This window comes from Martinezella lusitana (genome assembly GCF_016901135.1).
In the GTDB taxonomy this organism is placed as follows: domain Bacteria; phylum Pseudomonadota; class Alphaproteobacteria; order Rhizobiales; family Rhizobiaceae; genus Rhizobium; species Rhizobium lusitanum_D.
In genome coordinates this window covers 23,088-39,527 of sequence record NZ_JAFEVL010000042.1, presented here as the reverse complement: position 1 = coordinate 39,527, position 16,440 = coordinate 23,088, and the positions used below count along the sequence as shown (strand labels likewise).

Genomic DNA, 16,440 nt, shown 5'->3' with positions numbered 1-16,440 from the left:
TCCCGTGTGGCAGGTTGATAACCGGACTCCATTCGCGGCATTGGGTTATTTCGTACGCGATCGTCGAGGGATGGAGAACTGGGTTGTGGCGGTTCGCGCTCGCTTCGACATACAGGAAGGCGGTCTTAACGCTGTCGCCGACGATCAGGGTGAGATCCGTATCACGCCTGATTACGCGGATGATGAAAATTTGGAACTGGCGGCGGAGGCCGATATCTCGCCATTTCGGCCTAAAGTTGATTTCTTGCTTGCAGGGAATGTAACGGCCCTGGACGGCCGCGCCGTCAACCAGATGGAAGCAGGCTTTGACCTGGGGACTTATACCAAGCGCGCGTTGGTCTTTGGCCCACGCCGGCTTCGTAAGAAATCCGGTAGACTACAGCTTGAGGGCTATGAATCCTATCGCGAGTCCCGCCTCTCCTGGCGCAATAGTCTGGGAGGAGCAGACTTCATGAACGCGGATAGCCCGGCAAATGACGTCAATCCTATCGGCATGGGTTGGACCTCGGAATGGCGGACATTGCCGGATGCAACGGAGATCAGCCTGCCGCTAGTTGAGAACCCGAAGGCGTTGATCGATGAAGGTGCTTTGCCAACCCCATATGGATTTGGCGCCATTCAACCATCGTGGGCGCCTCGCGCGGAACACGCCGGCACCTACGATGAGGATTGGAGAAAATACGAAGCTCCCCTTTTGCCGCAGGATTTTTCGGATCGCTTCTTCCAGGCCGCGCCAGAGGACCAGATATTCGATTTGAAGGGCGGTGAGACAGGGCGGGTTATCGGACTTCATGAGGGTGGCGACTACCCATTCCGTCTGCCGCAAATCATTATGGAATGCACCACCTGGACCGGTGGCGAAAAGACGGAGAGCCGTCCGAGGCTGGTGTCCGTATTATTGAATGGGTCGCGGAAGACAGTGGAAATGGTTTGGAACACGGCCATCCCATGTCCGGCGGGGGATATGTCCATTTCAGGCTGCCGTGTGCATATCAGACAGATGGCGGGGGTCGTGCGTTGAGCAATCCCGCGGTCGAGATTGTCGCTGTCGGCTTGCATTGCCCGTTGGGCAATGGTTTTGCTCAGGCATCCGAGGCGTACTTCGCCAATGAACGCAATTTTGTGAAATCGCGGCAGGGCCCTATCGGTGTGGATGGTGCGCCAATGACGCTTTCCTGCGTCATTCCATTCGCAAGCATGCGTAACTTTGAGTTGCGGCTGCAAAAGTTATTCGGCGGCGCCGCCGACGATCTGGCAGCAATCGGTACGTCGAAGCCTGTCCCATTGCGTCTTGTCGTCCCCCGCTGGCTTATGAACCATGACATCGGGAAGAGGTTGCGGGTCTGGATATACGATACCTATCCCGGTCTATTTTCCAATGTCGACATGTTGGCGGATGGAGACACGCTCGCTCTCTACGAAATTGTCCGGGGTGCGAATGAGATCTCGGGAGGACAATTCCCCGGCCTTGTTGTCGGAGCGATCGATAGCTTTATGGATGCTGAGCTTTTAGATCTGCTCGCCATGAGCGGCCGCATCTATGGGCGGCAGACACCGCATGGCCTGGTTCCTGGCGAGGCAGCAGCATTGATCTCTATTGGAGATGCCGGTGGTGCAAGCCAGCCCATCGGCGCCCTGAAGTCCCTATTTACCGGCTTTGAGACGGAAAAGCCTTCGGCGCCGCAGGGTGTCATTGGAAGAGGGCTTGCAAAGCCTTTACGCCAAGCGTTCGAGGCCTTTGCTCCAAACCGGTTCCTCACTGATCTTAATGGGGAACGGTGGCGATCAGAGGATCTGGGATTTGCCTTGTCCGGCGCTCTTATCCCCGAGCCACTTCTTCAAGATTTCGAGACGCCGCTCGGCCATACCGGAGATTGCGGCGCCGCGAACGGTATGGTGCTCGCAAGTTTCGCGCTTGCCTCCAAGCTTCCCGAAATAAACGCAGGGGACGGGCAAGAAAGCAGTCAGTCGGATGACGGCACGCCTGTGAAATCCATCGTATCGACGTCTCACCCGGACGGCCCGCGTTGTGTGGCGGTGATCGAAAGCTATCGGAAGAAGGATCGAAGCTGATGCAGGAAACCATTGCTATCAATGGATTGACGCTCTGCCACAAGCATTCTGATGGCTGGGTGAGATCGACGATGCCGGATGTCTGCAAAAGCCCCGACAAGCCTATCCCCTATACCAACACCGCCTACGCACGAGACCTTGCCAAGGGCACGACGACCGTTTTTTCGCATGGTGGAGCGATGAATGGGATTAAGGGCTCCGAATTCTATCGTTCGTTTGGCGATGAGCCCGGTGTCGGTGGTGGCGTCATCTCCGGTGTGAACAAAGATCGCGCCACTTTTCTTTCGTGGTCGCCGAACGTGTTCATGGAAGGCCGCAATGTCACGCGCCTGACAGATCGTATGTTGCTGAACAAGGGTAATACGATCTCTGCGGGCGGCTACTATACAGGTGACGTTAAAGGGCCTCAGCGCGAGATATTGGAAAAGATATGTGAATTTGCATGTGAATGCAAAGCTGCAAAAACCTTCAGCCAGCGTTGCATCGACGGCAAGATAGCAGATTGGGCCGGTCAGGCAGGACGTAACGTAACACCCGGCGGCGCCTATGAAATTGGCGAGGATGGGAAGTGGACATATCGTCTGGATGACGGTGGAAACCAACTGAGAGGTGGACCCAAGGGCACGAGAATGCCTGACTACACCGATCACGACAACAATAGTTTTGGCGAAAACAAATTGCCGAAGGATCGATATCGTGGCGATCAAAATGACGTCTACGATGAAATCGGGCAGGATACCGACCAAGATCGCAACGACATCAACTTCAAAAAAGACTGTAAATGCGATGATGACGATGGCAACAAATCGCCGGTTACTCAACCAGCCCCACAGGCGGAACGGGAATCCGAGCCATCGAATAACGAGAGTTGGTTCAGCCGTAACGCGGGATGGCTCGTTCCGGTTGGTGTAGGTGCCGTGGCCGTAGGCGCCATTTTGCTTGCTCCGGAGACTGGCGGATTATCGCTCGGTGCGCTCGGGGCGTTGTGAGCTCGATATGGTCCTTACTCGCAGGTGGAGTGAAGAGTGACAGAAATTGATTACAATAAAATCCTGTCGGAATTTCGGACCATATCCGATCTGACGAAACTAACGATTGCTGACAAGCGCGGCAATCCGGCACTTCAATTCGGCTTCGTCCTGAAGCTATATTTCAGTCATGCTTATGACAACGATGTCCGTATGCAACTCATACGTCTAATCGAAGACTACGGCAGAATCTTTTCCGATAAGATCACCCACTACATGCCTTACGATGGCAACCGCCTGAAGCCCACGAAGGGCTTCGACTATATCGGTTATTTCACTGATCACATGCGAAGCATACCACCTGAAGAGCGGGTGGAAGGATTTGATGCGGAACTTTATGGTTTTGCCAAGGCTGTCGATAGAGATGAGCCCACGCCCTATCATATCGGTGTGGTGGCTCGGCCAGCGATCGCGGAAAAACGATTGGGAAACAAGAATAACGCATTAGGGCGATTGGAAGCCTATTTCCCGGCTGACTGGCCCCAAGGCGACTATTCCAAGCTGCTAACCGTTTTGAGCCGCTGGGCGGCGATCGGGCAGCCCATTCACGGTACCTTCGGTCTAGGCCTTGTCATGGAAGAAGGGGGCGGACGAGGTCCATTCGTTGACCTTGCGGTTCCATTCCTGAAGCGGTTCGCGGGCTTTGACTATCCAGACCTGAGCCTATGGCGTGTTAGAAGCGAAGCTGCGACGACGCCCGTTATACGGTCGATTAATTGGTTAACTCTGATTGATGACGAGCGGCTCGAAATGATCGGTGGCATAGATAAGACCCGTGATGCACTGAATGCCGCGTGTTCCGTTCATTCCTATGATGGCGGTGTCATTGTTCAGGCGGGACCGGAACCAAAAATCGGTGATATCAACCGTGGGGAGATTCTGGACGCCTATCGCAGCGTCGCAGAAGTTTTAAAGCCTCTCCGATTCGAGGATTTCGGTCGGCGCGGAATCTTTGAAGGCCTCTCTCCGCCATTGGATGACAAAGACGAGACCCTGGCATGGTTAAGGCGTTTCGATTGATGCCGCATTTTGGCGCAAGCCTCCGAAATGTCAGGATCACAGCGATGACTTTAACTGCATCCGCCGCCGCAGAGATCGACAATATCGTGTTTGCGCGCAACGGCTTTGTGGAGACGAGGGTTGGATTCGCCTTGGAGCTTTACCTCTTGAAAGGCGAGACGGTCGAAACGCGGCTGGCTCTTTGCTCCATGCTGCGGGAATACCATGCATTGTTCCCTGATCGACTATCGCATTTCGTCAAAGTCGACGCCAATTGTTTAACAAAGGTCCAGGGCGAGGCATATATCGATTACTACGAAGACAAGGCAAAGAGCCTGCCGTCGAGCGAGCCTATGGATACAATGGTGTTCGGATATCCCGGTAAACGAATTATTGATGAGCCGACGCCGCTGAGTATTTCGTTTTCGGCTGTTGGGCCTGATCCCCTAAGGCCGCTCGGCAGGTCATACATATGCGCTTATTTCCCGGCGGCATTTGTTGCTGAACGCGGTTACAGTATCCTTCTCGATATGACGAAACGCTGGGGGGCAATGGTCGAGACGCTGCATGGAGGTGCCGGCTACAGTCTTTTGTTCGAACATGGGATCTTTTCAGGCGGAAATGCAGCTGACACCACTATCCTTCCTGCCTTAAAGCGATTTCCCGGCCTCGATTTTTCTGATCCTGGACATTTTGAAGTCGAATCTGATCTTGGCGATGGGCTGTCGATCAAGTCGATTAACTGGCTTACATTGCTTGGCGATAACCTTGTCGAGAAGCTTGGCGACACAGTTATGTTGCAGGAACAATTGGGCTCCACATGTCCTATATATCCGTTCCGAGGTGGTATCGTTATCCAAGCAGGTGAAGAGCCCCAACTTGGAGACGTCAATCGCGGATTGGTCCTTGATGACTATCGGCGCGTCGCTCAGGCGCTCCACCCAGTTCGTTTCGAAGCCTATCGCCGAGGCCTCTTTCCACTTCCGGCCCCTCTCGACCCAATCGAAGAAACCCTGAGCTGGGTAAGGCGATTTGATTAGTGGAGATTGCAGTATTTCGGCAGATGCACGCGACTGGAGTTTTCTCGACGCGATAGGGATGGCGTCCGAGCGCGGTATTCCCATATTGCGCTTTGGTCACTATATCGATTTTGCCTTGCAGAATGCTACGAGTATCGAGATTCGTGAGCGAATGGCGGACGTCCTGCTGGAATATAAGCAAATTTTGCCGACAAGGTGACGCACTACATACCACATGACGGCCGCCGGCTGCATGCTTTGAGTGATATCGACTATGACAGTTATATCCGGGAACGAGCGCGTACGCCTGATAATGTCAAGAATGATGACGGTTTCGATGCTTCGTTGTTCGGTTATCCCGACGGTGGCGACTTGGATGATCCGACGATCTATTATGCCGAAGCAATCGGGCAGACGGAGATGCGGGAGTTTTCCCGCATCGGGATCTATTTGCCGGCCAGTTGGCCCGAGACTGTCGGCTATGATCGCTATCGATTCCTTATTCTCGGTTGGTGCGGGAAGATAAAGCCTGCTTATGGCACGGCTGGCCTTTCGATCTTGTTCAATGAAGGCCGCCAGGGACTTGCCGACCGTCTCCTGGCATTCCCCATTGCCAAACGGTTTCCTGGCTTGGACTTGCCGGAACAGTCACGCTGGTATGTGCGGATGAATCGTCTGCGCAAACGGGCGATACGCACCGTCAACTGGTTGACATTCATTGACGACGGCTTGTTGAGCGACCTCGGTGGCCAGTCCAAACTTGCCGAAGATCTGGGCGCTTCGTGCCCCCTATATCCCGATGATGGCGGTATCGTCATTCAGGCCGGCGAGAGGCCGCAGTTGGGCGAAATCGCCGTGGGATGATTCCGGAGGCATATCAGCGTGTTGCCCAAGTGCTGAAACCGATCCGTTTCGACGATCATCAGCGACTATTGATCGATGCGCCGCAGCCTCTTGACGCTCTTGAAGAGACAATAAAATGGGTCAGACGTTTCGATTGATTGCTGTGTGCTTCGCCGAGAGAACGCGCATGCATCAACGGAATGCCACCGTCATCTCCATGGCGCGACTAAGCTTGGGGCAGAAGTCTTATTGCCTGCGGCCATCAGCATCCGCTCGTTGAATAGGCCTAGGCCTTTTAAATTCTGTCGAACGATGGCAGAAGCGTCGACGTTTTCTGGATGAGGTCATCAAACGAGTTGGCAGCGATTTGAAAGCCTCGATTGAGGCTCAACCGCTCCCTTTGCCCTCCACAAACGTATCCCGCATCGCACGCAGGATGATTACGGCTGATGCTGCCCCCGGATCGATATGTCCCAAAGATCGCTCGCCCAGCCGAGCCGCCCGTCCACGGGCCGCGACCATGGAGCTTGTCGAGTTCGCGCCCGCTTCGGCCGCTTCCAGGATGCCGTTCCACATGCCAGCAACATCAAGCGAGCGAGCGCTTGCATTGACGGCGGCTTCGGCGGCGGGGATCCAGGCGTCGAGCATCGTCTTGTCGCCACGTCGGCCCTTGCCGCGCTGTTGAATGCCGGCCCTCATTTCGTCGACGATCATCGCCTGGCAGGCCGGCGAGAGCGATTCATCCGATTTCAGCGCTTGCGAAGCCCTGCGGAAACCTGTCGCGTAAAGCGGTCCGGTCGATGCGCCGACGGCATCCAGAAAAGCTGACGCCGCCACGGCGAAGATCTCCGAGGGCAGCGTCTGCGCAAGATCAAGTTTTGTCAGTTCGGCATTCACGGCCATGAAGCCGAGGGACATGGTGATCCCGTGGTCCGCGTCACCGATCGCTCCGTCCAGTTCCGAGAGGTGGTCCTTCCCGGCATTGATCGCGATCGATATGCGCTGAAACATGCCGCACAGGCATCGCGCCGCTTTTTCTGACATCGTCTTCCTCCCGATCCAGCAGGCCCTGAGGCTTGCCGGGCACATTCTTATACGATCATCCGACCCTCAGAGCGAAGGTATCGCATGGGTGGTACAGCAATTCCGTCAGCTCCTGATCGAGATGCAAAATGGATATGGATGCGCCGACCATGTCGAGCGACGTGCAGTAGTGTCCCACCCAATTCGCCTCGATCTTGATGTCCTTGGCGCTCAGCCGTTGCTCGACGCGCCGGAACAGGATGTAGAGCTCCATCAGCGGCGTCGCACCGAAGGAGTTGATCAGCACCGCGACCCGGTCGCCCGAAGCAGGCTTCATTTCGGAGAAAATCCGGTCCATGACACGGTCTGTAATCTCGTCTGCGGTCATCATTTTCTCGCGGGTAACGCCGCGTTCGCCGTGGATGCCCATGCCGAACTCGATATCGTCTGGTCCGATCTCGAAATTGTGACGCCGCGTCTGCGGCAGCGAACAGGGCTCCAGCGCAACACCCATTGTGAAGGTCCGGTTATTGGCCTTGCGCGTTATGGCCTCGCAGACATCGAGCGAGAGGCCCCTGTCGCAGGCCGCACCTGCAATCTTAAAAATGAAAAAATTGCCCGCAACGCCGCGGCGACCTTCCCTGTCCTCAATGGGGGACGATGCGATGTCGTCAGTGGTCAATACGGTCCGAACGTCAATCTGCTGTTCCTGCGCCATTTCCGCAGCCATCTCGAAGTTCATGACGTCGCCGGCATAATTGCCGTAGACGAAGAGCACGCCTTTTCCGCCGGAAGCCGCCTTGGCGCATTCGAGGATCGGCGTCGGCGGGGGCGACGAGAAGATATTCCCGATGGCGACAGCGTCGGCGAGGCCCTTGCCGACATAGCCGAGAAAGCCGGGTTCGTGGCCCGTGCCGCCGCCGATGACGAGGCCGACCTTTTCTGGCCGGGGGCCGTTGCGCGCGACCAGCGCCCGGTTCGATCCCTTGATCGGCGCGAGATAGGACGCATGCGCCTTGACGACACCATCCAGCATTTCGTCGACGACATCATCGGGATTGTTCAGGAACTTCTTGATATGCGTGCGATAGCTGCTGGGCAGTGCGACGCTGTTATCCGCTTTCGGGCGCTGGGTTGCCTTCGGGTCGAACCCCGTCACCCCATCCGCATTCAGAATGCCTCGACCGGTGGCCGCGTCGGTGATCAGCACATTGATATAGCCGCCGCGCAATGCCGCAAGAATGGCAGGCACCTTATCGAAGCCGCCGGCGACTCCGATACGCAAGCCGATCGACTTCAGCATATCGAGGGATATGCCGATGGTTCTGTCATCGAGCGGACCGGCGACCGGCAGGCCTTTCGGATCAATGAAGCGACCGGCGACGACGCCGACGGCATTCTTGGCCAGATAATCCTGAAGCGAGACGGATTCGAAGAAGCCGCTCGTGTGGATCGTCGAATTCGGCCGCAACGAGGATATGCCGAAGAGGGCCTTGTTGGCTTTGGAAAGGATCGAAAACTGATCTTCGATCAGCGGCTCGCGCAGCAGGATACCGCGAACCTCGGCCGTCGAGACGATGGCCGGAGCGGTGATATTGATCACCCTGCCGCCAACGGCATTGGCGAAGGCGGCCGCACAGAGCTCCGGCGTATAGGCGAAGCGTGCCCGCGTGCCGCCGGTCGCCTGAACGATCGTGACATCCTGCAGGTTCGGAACATTGGAATGTTCGGCGATCGCCAGAACCGTGCGACCCCAGGCGACGGCGAGTGTATCGCCGGATTTCAGCAGTTTGGCGATCGCCTGCGCGCCTGCTGTTCCAAGGCGGTCGATCAACGGGCGTGTTCCATCGTCGCTCGGCACCACGAGACAGTCGTGCAGCCCGAAATGGCGTTTGAGCTCCTGCGCGATGGAGAGCGAGCTCAGGCGCGAGGGCTCGAGCGAGATATTGACGATGCCGCGGCTGCGCGCGTCGGCCAGGTAGCTGTTCACGGTCGCGCGGGAAATGCCCATAATCTCGGCAATATCGCCCTGGGTCTTGCCGTCTTCATAATAGAGCCAGCAGGCCCATACATAAGGATCATCGCCATAGCGTAGCGGCATGGCGTCGAGCGCGTCCGGCACGCCCGCCTTGCTTCCACCCGTTTTGCTGACCGAAGATGCCTTGCCTGTCATGATGATTCACGGTTCCCTTGTTCCGCGCGAAGATGAAAGCAATGGCGCATCTTTGCAATCGCTTCTTCGCGGGAAGGGCGGCGCGCGACCCCGTGCAGGGTCACGGGATCGCGCAGCCTTGGGAGATGAGATGTCCCTGTCTATTGCAGCCTCGCTTGGGCGCCCAAGGAAAGCTCCTTCAGGATGATGGCACAGGACGTCGCGCCCGCATCCAGCACGCCGAGCGAACGTTCGCCTAGCCGGCTGGCGCGGCCGATCTTGGCGACCAGATTGATTGTGGAGTCTCGGCCAACCTCGGCTGCGGCCACCAATGCATCCAACGCCTCGGCAAAGGATTTGCCTGATGCATTCGAGGTGTCGAAAGCCTCGGTCGCCGGAACCAGCGTATCGAGCAGCGTCTTGTCGCCGACCTTGGCCGAGCCGATCGACTGGATGCCTTCGAGACCGGCATGCAGCATCCGGCTATAGGTGGCGCTGTCGATAGCGTCGACACCTTCCAGTTTCTCGGCGAACTCGGTGAACATGACGCCATAGAGCGGGCCCATCGAGCCGCCGATCTCCGTCATCAGGATCGTACCCAGCGTGTCGAGCGAAGCGGCGAGCGAGAGGTTTTTGCCCTTCAGGCGCTCCGACGCCATGCCGAAACCCTTGGCCATGTTCACGCCGTGATCGCCATCGCCGATCTTGCCGTCGATTTCGCTGAGATAGGCGCGGTTTTCGACGATGCGGTCAGCCATAGCGAGCACGATGTCACCCGCCGTTGCATTGTTGAATGTCTGCATGGTTGCGTCCCCCTCAGAGCAGCGTCGTGCATTGGACTTCGACATCCAGAAGCTCTTTCAGCTCCGGGTCGAGCGCCATCACGGTCAGCGTCGCGCCGACCATTTCAAGCGAGGTGAAATAGTTGCCGACATAGGTCTTGTAGATTTTCAGACCGCGTTCGGAGATCTTCGCCGCGATCGTGTCGTTCAGGATGTACAGCTCGTTGACCGGTGTAGCACCGAGGCCGGATACGAGGACGGCGACTTCCGTGCCGGCAACCAGATTGTGATCGTCGAGAACGATCTGGCACATGACGTCTGCGATTTCGGCTGCTGTCTTCAGGGGCTCCACGCGAACGCCAGGTTCGCCATGGTGGCCGATGCCGACTTCCATCGTGCCGGGCTCGATCTGGAAATTCGGGTGACCAACAGCGGGCAGGGTGCAGGGACCAAGTCCGATGCCGACCGAACGGCAGCTGTCGATCGCCTTCTGAGCGGCGACGCGTACTTCTTCGAGGCTTGCGCCTGTCGCAGCCTTGGCGCCGCCGATCTTCCACATGAAGATCTCGCCGGCCACGCCGCGACGCTTCTCGCGCTCCTCCGGCGGTGCGGAGCAGACATCGTCATTTGCGACCACGGTTGCGACTTCGATATCGTCCTTGGCGGCGAGTTTGATCGCCATCTTCACGTTCATGTTGTCGCCAGCATAGTTGCCGTAAAGGCAGATCACGCCGCGGCCGCCATTGGCTTCGCGAATGGCATCGTGGAAACTCTTGGCCGTCGGTGAGGAAAAGAGTTCGCCGACGGCGACCGCATCCAGCATGTTCTTGCCCGTATAGCCGATGAAGGCCGGTTCATGCCCCGAGCCGCCGCCGGTGACCACCCCGACCTTTCCGGCATGAGGCGCATCCTTGGCGATGACGACGCGTGGGTTTCCGGCCAGACGAACAATATCCGAATGCGCCTTGATGAAGCCTTTTACAGTGTCTTCAACGACTTCATCGGGGTTGTTGATGAACCGCTGCATGGTCTCTCCTGTCGTATTGTCGAGCGCTTGGGCTCAAAGAATTGTGTAGCCGCCATCGATCAGAAGATCGGCGCCGTTGATCATGTCCGCACCGGCCGAAGAGAGGAAAACAGCCGCGGCTGCAATCTCCTGCGGATACGCGAAACGACCGGTGGGAATGCGCTTCTTCGCTGCCTCGCCCTTCTCGCCGGCCCAGGCCTTCTTGCCGAGCTCTGTCAGAACGATGGTCGGGGAAATGGTGTTGACGCAGATGCCGTGCTTGCCCCATTCGGCTGCAAAGGTCTTGGACATGCCGATGACGCCGAACTTAGAGGCGCAGTAAGCGACGTGTTCTTCGATGGCGACGGTGCCCGCCTGCGAAGCGAGGTTGACGATCTTGCCGCCCTTGCCGGCCGCGATCATGGTGCGCCCAACGGCTTGTGTTACCAGAAAGGTGCCTTTGAGATTGATGTTTATCGTTTTATCCCAATAGTCTAGCGGTAAGTCTTCAGCAGGCGCGAGAAAAACGACGCCGGCGCTGTTAACGGCGATGTCGATGCCGCCGAAATGCGAGACCACATCGCTGACGGCCTTGTTGACCGAAGCGGGATCGGAGACATCGCAGGCAAATGGTGCGGCACCGCCGCCGATTTCGGCAGCCTTTGCCTTCGCCATGTCGACATTGATATCGAGAACGGCGACCTTTGCGCCCTTGGATGCAAATGCCGTCGCGACCGCGGCGCCGATGCCGGATCCGCCGCCCGTGACAAGGGCGATCTTGCCTGACAGTGGGAAGTTCAAATCAATGTCTGGGGATGTCTCGGTCATCTTGTTCAAGCCTCTAGCTGTGATGAAGTGGGGCGAGGTCCTCGCCCCACCTGCATTGATCTTACTTGCGGGTTTCGAGCAGCTTGTCGACGTTATCAGCCGTCACCGGCGTCCAGGGAACATTGTAGTTCTTGTCCTTGCCATCGTTGAAGGGCATGGCTGGATACTGCGACCAGATCTTGGATTCCGGCTTGTAGTTACCCTTCTTGGCGGCGAAGATCGCAAGATCGAGTGCGCCCTGTGCCTGCGCGCTGGCATCCTGCAGGATGGAGGTCATGGTGCCCTGCTTGACGGCGTGGAGCGCATCGGTGATGCCGTCTATGCCGGCAATGGCGAAGTCCTTGACGTTGAGCTTCGCGGCCTTGATCGCCTCGATTGCGCCGAGCGCCATCTCATCATTCTGGCCGATGACGCCGTTGATCTGGCCCGGATGCGATGTCAGCCAGTTTTCCATCAGCGTCTGGGCTTCGGCACGCGACCAGTTGGCGGTCTGGTCTTCCAGCACCTTGACGTTCGGGCATTCGGCAAGAGCCTTCTTGTTGCCCTCGAGGCGAGAGATCTGCGCCGACTGGCCGATCGGGCCTTCGAGGATGACGACATTGCCCTTGCAGCCGATCTTGTCGAGTACGGTCTTGGCTTCCATGTAGCCGGAGACCGTATCGTCGGAGCCGACGTAGGATGACAGGAGATCGGAGTTCACGCGGGTATTGGAGCCGACGACCGGGATGCCGGCATCGTGAGCGGCCTGCACGGCGGTCGCCGCGGCTTCGATATCGATCGGCACGAAGATGATCGCATCGAACTTCTGGGTGATCATCGTGTTGACCTGCTCCTGCTGAACGAGCGCGTCGTAACGGCCGTCGAAGATGGTGAGATCAACATCGCCGTTCTTGACGGCAGGGTGTTCCTTCAGTGCTGCCGACCAGATCTGCATGAATTCCGCATTCAGGCCGTAGGGCGCCGCGCCGATCTTCAGCTTCTTGTCTTGGGCGAGGGCCGGCGAGGCCAGAAGTGCGGTGGCCGCTGCAAGAGCAATCAGTAATTTCTTCATTTTAATTCTCCTCCGTTGAAAGTCCGGCGGCCGTTGTGACGCGCCGTTTGGTTTCCGAGTGCGCAGCACCTGGATGTCTTCGGGCTTAGCCGCCCAGATTTCGCTTTTGGTCGAGCATTACGGCGCCGACGATGAGGGCGCCCTTGAGGACCTGCTGGTAGTAGGATTGGATCCCCATCAGATCGAGGCCGTTGTTCATGACGCCGATGATCAAGGCGCCGATAAGGGTGCCGGTGATGCGCCCGACGCCGCCGGAGAGGCTGGTTCCGCCGATGACAACAGCGGCAATCGCATCGAGTTCGTAGGCAATCCCAGCCTGGGGCAGGGCCGAGCCGGTACGCGCGGCAAGCAGCATGCCCGCCAGTCCGGAAAGGCCACCGGAAATGACGTAGACGAGGAAGCGCAGCTTGCTGACATTGATGCCTGACGTGGTGGCGGCGTGCGGATTGCCGCCCACGGCATAGATATAGCGGCCGAAGCGGGTGCGATTGAGAACCCACCAAGCGACGCCAAAGACGATGGCAAGCAGGATGACGGGCATCGGAATGGACAAGACGCTGCCGGTGCCGATCCAGCGGAAGTCGGGCGTCAGCGCCGGAACCGGTTTGCCGCCGCCATAGATCAGCGTGAGGCCGCGCGCTGCCGAGAGCATGCCGAGCGTTGCAACGAAGGCGGGAACTGCGAAGCGCGAAACGATGGCCCCGACCAAGGCGCCGCACGCAACACCGACCAGCAGTCCGACTGCGAGCGCCACATAAGGCGGATAGGGCGCACCGACGATGCCGGCCGTCGCCGAGGTCGTCGCGAAACTTGCGCTGACGATGCCGGTAAGCGCAACGACGGAGCCGACAGATAGGTCGATGCCGCGTGTGAGGATGACAAATGTCATGCCGATCGCCAGCACGCCGTTGATCGACGTCTGCAGCAGGACATTCGAGATGTTGCCGGGCGTCAGGAAATACTCGTTCGAGACCGAGAGAATGGCAGCGAGCAGCAGGAAGGCGAGGAAGATCCCATATTCCTGTATGATCAAGCGGCGCCGGTCGGAGCCGAACCAGGAATTGGACTGATTGTTTTCAGTGGCGGACATTGCAAATACCTCTTGTTGCCGGGCGCTGTTTTTGGGCTTCGTCGTCTGTCGCGTTCAGGTCGACAGGTGCACGAGCGATTGCGCGTCGGCATCCTCCCTCTTGAGAATTCCCGCAGAACGTCCTTGACGCATCACCAGGATGCGATCGGACATGCCGAGAACCTCGTCTATTTCCGATGAGATCATGATGACCGTGCCGCCTCCGGCGGCGAAGTCGCAGATGATGCGATAGATCTCGCGCTTGGCGCCGACATCGACGCCGCGTGTCGGCTCATCCAGAAGCAGCACTTTCGGCTTGCGCAGAAACCATTTACCAAGCACGACCTTCTGCTGGTTGCCGCCAGAGAGACCCGATACCGGCATGCTGTCGCGCGCGGCCTTGATGCCGAAACGCCTGATCATGTCGAGGCTGGCGGTTGCTTCGGCTTGGCGATCCATCGCAAAGCGTGGGCTCATTTCCGGCAGGCTTGCCAGGCAGATGTTGTTGCGCACGCTGTCGGTGAGATTGAGCCCTGTCAACTTACGGTCTTCGGTGACGAAAGCGATGCCGTGCCGCATGGCTTCCGCCGGCTTGCGCACGACAATCGGTTGTCCGCCGAGCTTGAGCTCGCCACCGCTTGCCGTATCGAGGCCGAAGATACAGTTGAAGATCTCGGTGCGGCCTGACCCCATTAGGCCGTAAATGCCGAAGATCTCGCCCTTGTGGGCGGTAAAGGAGATGTCGTCTACTTTGCCTTCGGCCCTCAGGCCCGAGACTTCCAGTCCGGGCGTACCCGTCGGCACATTGGTCTTGACGTATTCTTCGCCGAGTTCGCGGCCGACGATCATGCGGATGAGGCCGGGCCTGTCGATATCGGCCAGTGCGCCGCTGCCGACATAGGAGCCATCGCGGAAGGCCGTATAGGAATCCGCGATCTGAAAGATTTCCGAGAGCCGGTGCGAGACATAGACGATGCCTTTGCCCTCGGCCTTCAGCCGCTCGATGGTCGAGAACAGCTGCTGCGCTTCCTTCTCGCCGATGGCCGAGGTGGGCTCGTCCATGAAGATCACTTCGGCATCATGGCTGAGCGCCTTGGCGATCTCGACCAATTGAACCTGGGCGACCGAGAGATTCATCATGAATTGCGTGGCGCGGATATTGAACTGCAGGCGGTCAAGCAGAGCCTGCGCATTGCGATTCATCGATTTGAAATCGATGCCGCCGAAACGGGCCGAGGGTTCGCGGCCGAGATAGATGTTCTCGGCCACCGTCATATGCGGGATCGGGCTGAGCTCCTGTTCGATGATGGCGATACCGGCGGCGAGAGCTTCGGCGGGGCTTGCGTAGTCGACTTCCTTGCCGCGGCGGCGGATTGAGCCCGCATCGCGCTTGTGGATGCCCATCAGAATCTTGAGAAAGGTCGACTTGCCCGCGCCGTTGCCGCCGCACAATGCGTGGACAGAGCCGGGACGCAGCTGAAACCGCCCGTCGCGCAATGCGGCCACGCCGCCAAAGGACTTCTTCAGTCCTTCCACTTCAAGCAGAAAATCCAATTTCTCCTCCGCACTCCCGATGCCGGATCAAAGGTCGGCTAACACTGATTGCCACCGCCGAGCACCAATGTTGACAATATTCGGTATGCTTTCGACAAATGTCAATATAGTGATTTGGAATTCAGGAAAACGCTTTCGCGGATACCTGCTTCACTATGGTATCCACATGTCATAATATGAATTTCAGGATTGATCCGGCCTATGGTTGAAACAGATCGACTTGCCACGACAGATTTGGGGACCACGGAATGACGGTAATCGGCCGAGGCCGGCAAAGACTGGCGCAACAGGTCATCGACCAGTTGCGCGCCCAGATCGAGACGGGCAAGCTTCAGGCGGGCGATCAGCTTCCGACGGAGCCGCAGTTGGAGGCGACATACGGCGTCAGCCGGACTGTCGTGCGTGAGGCGATTGCCGATCTGCGCTCTGCCGGGTTCGTCAAGCCGATCCAGGGCAAGGGTGTGTTCGTTGCCGAAATGGCGGCGCGCGCAGGACTGACGCTGACGCCTGTGGAGATCAGAAGCATCCCGGAAACGCTGGAATTGCTGGAGTTTCGCATGGCCACGGAGGGTGAGGCGGCCGCCATTGCAGCCTATCGCCGGACCGCCGAACAGGAAGCGGCTATTGCCGCGGCCAATCGAAGAATGGCTGTCCTGATAGAGCAGGGGCTCCCGACCGTCGAGGCTGACTACGAATTCCATATGGCTATCGCCACCGCCACCAACAATCGATTCTACGTGGATGTGCTCAGGCATTTCGGTGCGCGCACCATTCCGCGCGGGCAGTTTCCGACATTGCCGGAGGCGAGTGATCGCGCTTATCTGGAAAAGGTTCATGCGGAGCATGTCGAAATCCTGGCAGCGATCGCAGATCAGGATCCGGATCGAGCGCGCCAGGCGATGCGTGGCCATTTGAGGGAGAGCCAGCGACGCTATCGCTTCCTTGCAGAGCAGCAGCAATAGGGCTCGACTCGCCAGACAAGTCATATTATGTCATATGACATGAATCTCACG

Annotated in this window: 14 protein-coding genes and 1 pseudogene; 7 read left to right on the top strand and 8 right to left on the bottom strand. The window is 58.0% G+C overall.

Annotation, left to right across the window (positions count from 1 at the left end; genetic code table 11):
• Nucleotides 1-4: 4 nt before the first annotated feature.
• From JTP94_RS14520 to JTP94_RS14495, 6 genes and pseudogenes are all read left to right on the top strand, one after another.
• The gene (locus JTP94_RS14520; protein WP_204851198.1) at nucleotides 5-1,021 is read left to right on the top strand and encodes a DUF2169 domain-containing protein; all 1,017 of its coding nucleotides are present in this window, start codon (nucleotides 5-7) and stop codon (nucleotides 1,019-1,021) included.
• Complete coding sequence (locus JTP94_RS14515; RefSeq protein ID WP_204851197.1) at nucleotides 1,018-2,073, top strand: hypothetical protein; 1,056 nt, start codon at nucleotides 1,018-1,020, stop codon at nucleotides 2,071-2,073. Before JTP94_RS14520 ends, JTP94_RS14515 begins: the two co-directional genes overlap by 4 nt.
• Nucleotides 2,073-3,062: a DUF4150 domain-containing protein gene (locus tag JTP94_RS14510; RefSeq protein WP_204851196.1), complete on the top strand. Its 990-nt coding sequence runs from the start codon at nucleotides 2,073-2,075 to the stop codon at nucleotides 3,060-3,062. The genes JTP94_RS14515 and JTP94_RS14510 overlap by 1 nt, the downstream gene beginning before the upstream one ends.
• A gap of 36 nt (nucleotides 3,063-3,098) precedes the next feature.
• Nucleotides 3,099-4,121, top strand: a complete 1,023-nt coding sequence (locus JTP94_RS14505) for a type VI immunity family protein (protein WP_204851195.1) — start codon at nucleotides 3,099-3,101, stop codon at nucleotides 4,119-4,121.
• The gene (locus JTP94_RS14500) at nucleotides 4,100-5,140 is read left to right on the top strand and encodes a type VI immunity family protein (RefSeq protein ID WP_204851194.1); all 1,041 of its coding nucleotides are present in this window, start codon (nucleotides 4,100-4,102) and stop codon (nucleotides 5,138-5,140) included. Before JTP94_RS14505 ends, JTP94_RS14500 begins: the two co-directional genes overlap by 22 nt.
• Nucleotides 5,141-5,539: 399 nt before the next feature.
• A pseudogene (locus JTP94_RS14495) lies at nucleotides 5,540-6,120 on the top strand (type VI immunity family protein).
• A 229-nt stretch (nucleotides 6,121-6,349) separates the two neighbouring features.
• Here JTP94_RS14495 and dhaL (JTP94_RS14485) read toward each other — a convergent pair.
• From dhaL (JTP94_RS14485) to JTP94_RS14450, 8 genes are all read right to left on the bottom strand, one after another.
• A complete protein-coding gene (gene dhaL / locus JTP94_RS14485; protein WP_204851191.1) occupies nucleotides 6,350-7,006 on the bottom strand; it encodes a dihydroxyacetone kinase subunit DhaL in 657 nt (218 codons plus the stop codon).
• A 55-nt stretch (nucleotides 7,007-7,061) separates the two neighbouring features.
• On the bottom strand, nucleotides 7,062-9,158 hold the full coding sequence (locus JTP94_RS14480) for a bifunctional sugar-binding transcriptional regulator/dihydroxyacetone kinase subunit DhaK (RefSeq protein ID WP_246754972.1): 2,097 nt from the start codon (nucleotides 9,156-9,158) through the stop codon (nucleotides 7,062-7,064).
• A gap of 140 nt (nucleotides 9,159-9,298) precedes the next feature.
• Nucleotides 9,299-9,940: a dihydroxyacetone kinase subunit DhaL gene (dhaL, locus tag JTP94_RS14475; RefSeq protein ID WP_204851190.1), complete on the bottom strand. Its 642-nt coding sequence runs from the start codon at nucleotides 9,938-9,940 to the stop codon at nucleotides 9,299-9,301.
• Between the two features lie 13 nt (nucleotides 9,941-9,953).
• On the bottom strand, nucleotides 9,954-10,946 hold the full coding sequence (locus tag JTP94_RS14470) for a dihydroxyacetone kinase subunit DhaK (RefSeq protein ID WP_204851189.1): 993 nt from the start codon (nucleotides 10,944-10,946) through the stop codon (nucleotides 9,954-9,956).
• Nucleotides 10,947-10,979: 33 nt separating this feature from the next.
• Nucleotides 10,980-11,753 (bottom strand): SDR family oxidoreductase, encoded by a 774-nt coding sequence (locus tag JTP94_RS14465; RefSeq protein ID WP_204851188.1) that lies wholly within the window; start codon nucleotides 11,751-11,753, stop codon nucleotides 10,980-10,982.
• A 61-nt stretch (nucleotides 11,754-11,814) separates the two neighbouring features.
• Nucleotides 11,815-12,804, bottom strand: a complete 990-nt coding sequence (locus JTP94_RS14460) for a substrate-binding domain-containing protein (RefSeq protein WP_204851187.1) — start codon at nucleotides 12,802-12,804, stop codon at nucleotides 11,815-11,817.
• A gap of 85 nt (nucleotides 12,805-12,889) precedes the next feature.
• Nucleotides 12,890-13,894: an ABC transporter permease gene (locus JTP94_RS14455; protein ID WP_204851186.1), complete on the bottom strand. Its 1,005-nt coding sequence runs from the start codon at nucleotides 13,892-13,894 to the stop codon at nucleotides 12,890-12,892.
• A 54-nt stretch (nucleotides 13,895-13,948) separates the two neighbouring features.
• Nucleotides 13,949-15,427 carry a sugar ABC transporter ATP-binding protein gene (locus JTP94_RS14450; protein WP_204851185.1) on the bottom strand — a complete coding sequence of 493 codons (1,479 nt, stop codon included), beginning with the start codon at nucleotides 15,425-15,427 and terminating at the stop codon, nucleotides 13,949-13,951.
• Between the two features lie 248 nt (nucleotides 15,428-15,675).
• On the opposite strand from JTP94_RS14450, the gene JTP94_RS14445 reads away from it, so the two are divergent.
• On the top strand, nucleotides 15,676-16,389 hold the full coding sequence (locus JTP94_RS14445) for a FadR/GntR family transcriptional regulator (protein WP_204851184.1): 714 nt from the start codon (nucleotides 15,676-15,678) through the stop codon (nucleotides 16,387-16,389).
• The last annotated feature ends 51 nt before the right edge of the window (nucleotides 16,390-16,440 follow it).

Bases quoted from the DNA above. Each gene is read 5' to 3' on its own strand.
- JTP94_RS14480 (WP_246754972.1), bottom strand. From the start codon at position 9,158: ATGACAGGCAAGGCATCTTCGGTCAGCAAAACGGGTGGAAGCAAGGCG.
- JTP94_RS14465 (WP_204851188.1), bottom strand. From the start codon at position 11,753: ATGACCGAGACATCCCCAGACATTGATTTGAACTTCCCACTGTCAGGC.
- JTP94_RS14455 (WP_204851186.1), bottom strand. From the start codon at position 13,894: ATGTCCGCCACTGAAAACAATCAGTCCAATTCCTGGTTCGGCTCCGAC.
- JTP94_RS14460 (WP_204851187.1), bottom strand. From the start codon at position 12,804: ATGAAGAAATTACTGATTGCTCTTGCAGCGGCCACCGCACTTCTGGCC.
- JTP94_RS14470 (WP_204851189.1), bottom strand. From the start codon at position 10,946: ATGCAGCGGTTCATCAACAACCCCGATGAAGTCGTTGAAGACACTGTA.
- dhaL (WP_204851191.1), bottom strand. From the start codon at position 7,006: ATGTCAGAAAAAGCGGCGCGATGCCTGTGCGGCATGTTTCAGCGCATA.
- dhaL (WP_204851190.1), bottom strand. From the start codon at position 9,940: ATGCAGACATTCAACAATGCAACGGCGGGTGACATCGTGCTCGCTATG.
- JTP94_RS14510 (WP_204851196.1), top strand. From the start codon at position 2,073: ATGCAGGAAACCATTGCTATCAATGGATTGACGCTCTGCCACAAGCAT.
- JTP94_RS14445 (WP_204851184.1), top strand. From the start codon at position 15,676: ATGACGGTAATCGGCCGAGGCCGGCAAAGACTGGCGCAACAGGTCATC.
- JTP94_RS14500 (WP_204851194.1), top strand. From the start codon at position 4,100: ATGGTTAAGGCGTTTCGATTGATGCCGCATTTTGGCGCAAGCCTCCGA.